The organism is Rhodococcus sp. CX, from assembly GCF_015865005.1.
Taxonomy (GTDB): Bacteria; Actinomycetota; Actinomycetes; order Mycobacteriales; family Mycobacteriaceae; genus Rhodococcus.
The window spans coordinates 1-4074 of the sequence record NZ_JADZGH010000257.1; the positions used below are offsets into that span (position 1 = coordinate 1).

The 4074-nt window shown below is 71.8% G+C and carries 1 protein-coding gene and 1 pseudogene; both read left to right on the forward strand.

Annotation, left to right across the window (positions count from 1 at the left end):
* Nucleotides 1–3903, forward strand: a 3903-nt coding sequence (locus tag I0Q12_RS27855; RefSeq protein ID WP_269437710.1) for a beta-ketoacyl synthase N-terminal-like domain-containing protein, incomplete at its 5' end; no start/stop codon positions are given.
* 17 nt (nt 3904–3920) lie between these two features.
* Nucleotides 3921–4074: pseudogene (locus I0Q12_RS34125) on the forward strand (holo-ACP synthase); the annotation flags it as partial.

Here is a 4074-nt window from a genome sequence, read left to right on the forward strand (position 1 = left end):
GACGACATCGCGTTCAAGGCCGCCGACGCCACCAAGGTGCTCATCGCGCTGTGGACGAAGCTGCGTCCGGACCAGATCGGCCCCGCCGACACCATCGAGGCGCTGTGCGACGGCGTGTCCTCGCGCCGCAACCAGCTGCTCGTCGACCTCGGCTCCGAGCTGTCGCTCGGCGCGATCGACGGTGCCGCGGACGCCGACATGGGCGCGCTGGCAGCCACCGTCGACCGTCTGGCCCGCACCTACCGCCCCTTCGGCCCGGTGCTGACCGACTCGATCAACGACCACCTGCGCAAGGTGTTCGGACCGTCCGGCAAGCGCCCGGCCTACATCGCCGAGCGCGTCACCAAGGTATGGGGCCTGGGCGAAGGCTGGACCCAGCACGTGACCGCCGAGGTCGCACTCGGCAGCCGTGACGGCGCCTCCATCCGTGGCGGCGACCTGGGCGGCCTGTCGCAGGGCGCCCTCTCCGACGCCGCCGCCGTCGACACCCTGATCGACGCCGCCGTGCAGTCCGTCGCCGGCCGCCGCGGTATCGCGGTGTCCATGCCGGCCGCTGGTGGCGGCGGGGGAGCGACCGTCGACGCCGCTGCTCTCGGCGAGTTCGCCGAGCAGATCACCGGCCGTGACGGTGTGCTCGCCAACGCCGCGCGCCTCGTGCTCGAGCAGCTCGGCCTGGCCGAGCAGACCTCGGGTCTGGCCGACAAGGCGGACAGCGAACTGGTCGATCTGGTCTCCGCGGAGCTCGGCTCCGACTGGCCGCGTCAGGTCGCCCCGGCGTTCGACGCCCGCAAGGCCGTGCTGATCGACGACCGCTGGGCCACCGCCCGCGAGGACCTGGCCCGCGTGTGGCTGGGTGCGGAGATCGAGGTCGAGCGGTTCGCCGGTGCCGGCGCGACCGTCGCCGCGCACGCCACCTTCTGGCAGCGCAAGGCCACCGAGGCCGGCCGCACCGTGCTCGCCGAGACCTTCGGCCGCATCGCGACCGTCGCCGCGGAGGTCACCGACGCCGAATACACGAACGAGGTCGCGGTCGTGACCGGCGCCAGCAAGGGCGGCATCGGCGCAGCCGTCGCCGCGAAGCTGCTCGGTGGTGGTGCGACCGTGGTCGTGACCACGTCCAGCCTCAACGACAGCCGCCTCGGCTTCTACAAGGAGCTGTACGCGAAGAGCGCACGGGCCGGCGCGGCGCTGTGGGTGGTCCCGGCGAACATGGCGTCCTACGCGGACGTCGACGCCCTCATCGAGTGGATCGGTACCGAGACCGTGGAGAACGCGGGCGGCGCCAAGAAGCTGATCAAGGACGCGCTGACCCCGACGCTGCTGTTCCCGTTCGCCGCGCCGCGCGTGGCCGGTTCCCTCGCCGACGCGGGTGCCCGCGCCGAGATGGAGATGCGGGTGCTGCTGTGGTCGGTGGAGCGGCTCATCGCCGGTCTCGCCGCGATCGGCAACGACCGCGACGTCGACACCCACCTGCATGTGGTGCTGCCCGGTTCCCCGAACCGCGGCAAGTTCGGTGGCGACGGTGCCTATGGTGAGGCCAAGGCCGCGCTCGACGCGGTCGTCAACCGCTGGAACGCCGAGCGCACGTGGGCCGAGCGCGTCACCCTCGCGCACGCTCTCATCGGCTGGGTGCGCGGCACCGGCCTGATGGGCGGCAACGACCCGCTGGTCGAGGCCGTCGAGGCGGCCGGTGTGCGCACCTGGTCGACGCAGGAGATGGCCACCGAGCTGCTGAAGCTGGTCGGCCCGGAGGCCCGCCGCCTCGCCGCCGACAAGCCGCTGGTCGCGGACCTGACCGGTGGACTGTCCGAGGCGGACGTCGACCTGCCGGCCCTCGCGAAGCAGGCCCAGGACGTGGCCGAGGCCACCGAGACCGAGGACGAGGACGAGTCGGGCACCATCGCGGCCCTGCCGTCCGCGCCGCGACTCGACGTCGACCTGCCCGTCCCGGCCTGGGAGAAGCTCGACGTCGACCCGGCCGACCTGGTCGTGATCGTCGGCGCCGGCGAGCTCGGCCCGTACGGTTCGGCCCGCACCCGCTTCGAGATGGAGGTCGACGAGGAACTGTCGGCCGCCGGTGTGCTCGAGCTGGCCTGGGTGACCGGCCTGGTGGAGTGGGAGAACGACCCGAAGCCCGGCTTCTACGACACCGAGACCGGTGAACTGGTGCCGGAGGCGGAGATCGCCGACCGCTACCACGACGCGGTGGTCGAGCGCTGCGGCATCCGCCGCTACGCCGACGACGGCGCCATGGTCGACAACACCGCACCGCTGCTGACCTCGGTGTTCCTCGACAAGGACCTGTCCTTCGTCGTCGGTTCCGAGGCCGAGGCCCGCGCGTTCGTCGATGCCGACCCGGAGAACACGGTCGCGTCCGTGGACGCCGAGTCCGGCGACTGGACGGTCACCCGCAAGGCCGGCACCGAGATCCGCGTGCCGCGCAAGGCGAAGCTGACCCGCACGGTCGGCGGCCAGATCCCCACCGGATTCGACGTCACCAAGTGGGGCATCCCCGCGGACATGGCGGAGTCGGTGGACCGGGTCGGCCTGTGGAACATCGTCACCACCGTCGACGCGTTCCTCACCGGTGGCTTCACCCCGTCGGAACTGCTGCGCTGGGTGCACCCGTCGCTGGTGGCGAACACGCAGGGCACCGGCATGGGCGGCATGTCCTCGATGCGGTCGCTGTACATCGACACGCTGCTCGGCGAGTCCCGCGCGAACGACATCCTGCAGGAAGCCCTGCCGAACGTCATCGCCGCGCACGTCGTGCAGTCCTACGTCGGCGGCTACGGCGCGATGGTGCACCCGGTCGCGGCGTGCGCCACGGCCGCGGTGTCCGTCGAGGAGGGCGTCGACAAGATCAAGCTGGGCAAGGCGCAGTTGGTCGTCGCCGGCGGCTTCGACGACCTGGGCATCGAGGGCATCGTCGGCTTCGGCGACATGTCCGCGACCGCCAAGTCGGAGGACATGACCGCCAAGGGCATCAGCGACAACCGGTTCTCGCGGGCCAACGACCGCCGTCGCGGTGGGTTCGTCGAGTCGGCCGGTGGTGGCACGGTGCTGCTGGCGCGCGGTGACCTGGCGCTGGAGATGGGCCTGCCGGTTCTCGGTGTGGTCGCCTGGGCGGGATCCTTCGCCGACGGCGTGCACACCTCGATCCCGGCTCCGGGTATCGGTGCTCTCGGCGCCGGTCGCGGTGGGCTCGAGTCCGGCCTGGCCCGGGAGCTGCGCAAGCTCGGTGTCACCGCCGACGACATTGCCGTGATCTCCAAGCACGACACGTCGACCGCGGCGAACGACCCGAACGAGGCCGAGCTGCACGAACGTCTGGCCGGTGCGCTGGGCCGCAGCGAGGGCAACCCGCTGTTCGTGGTGTCCCAGAAGAGCCTGACCGGTCACGCCAAGGGTGGCGCGGCAGCGTTCCAGCTGATCGGCCTGTGCCAGGTCCTCAGCCAGGGCGTCGTCCCGCCGAACCGCAGCCTGGACTGCGTCGACGACAAGATGGCTCAGTTCGAGCACCTGGTGTGGGCACGGACCCCGATCCGGTTCGGCGAGCAGTACGCGCTCAAGGCCGGTCTGCTGACCAGCCTCGGGTTCGGGCACGTGTCCGGCCTGATCGCGGTGGTGCACCCGCAGGCGTTCGTCGAGGCGATCCCCGCCGAGCGGCGCGAGGCCTACCTCGCGCAGGCGCAGCAGCGCACGGTCGCCGGCAAGCGCCGCCTGGCCGACGCGATGACCGGTGGTGCCGCGCTGTACCAGCGTCCGGCTGATCGTCGCCTCGGCGGCGACGGGGTTCCGGCGGCGGCGTCGCGTCAGCTCGAGGCGGACGTGCTGCTCAGCGCGGACGCGCGTCTCGGCGACGACGACGTGTACCGCTCGGGTCTGCCCGGCTGCAAGTAGGAAACGAGTAGCGCCGGATGGGAGTTGCGGGTGTCGGGTTCGACCTGGTCTCGGTGACGGAGTTCGAGGAGCAGCTGGGTCGTCCCGGCACCACGATGCTCACGAGCTTCACGCCGGGGGAGCGTCGCGACGCGAACACCCGCAGCTCCCGTCCGGGACGCCACTTCGCAG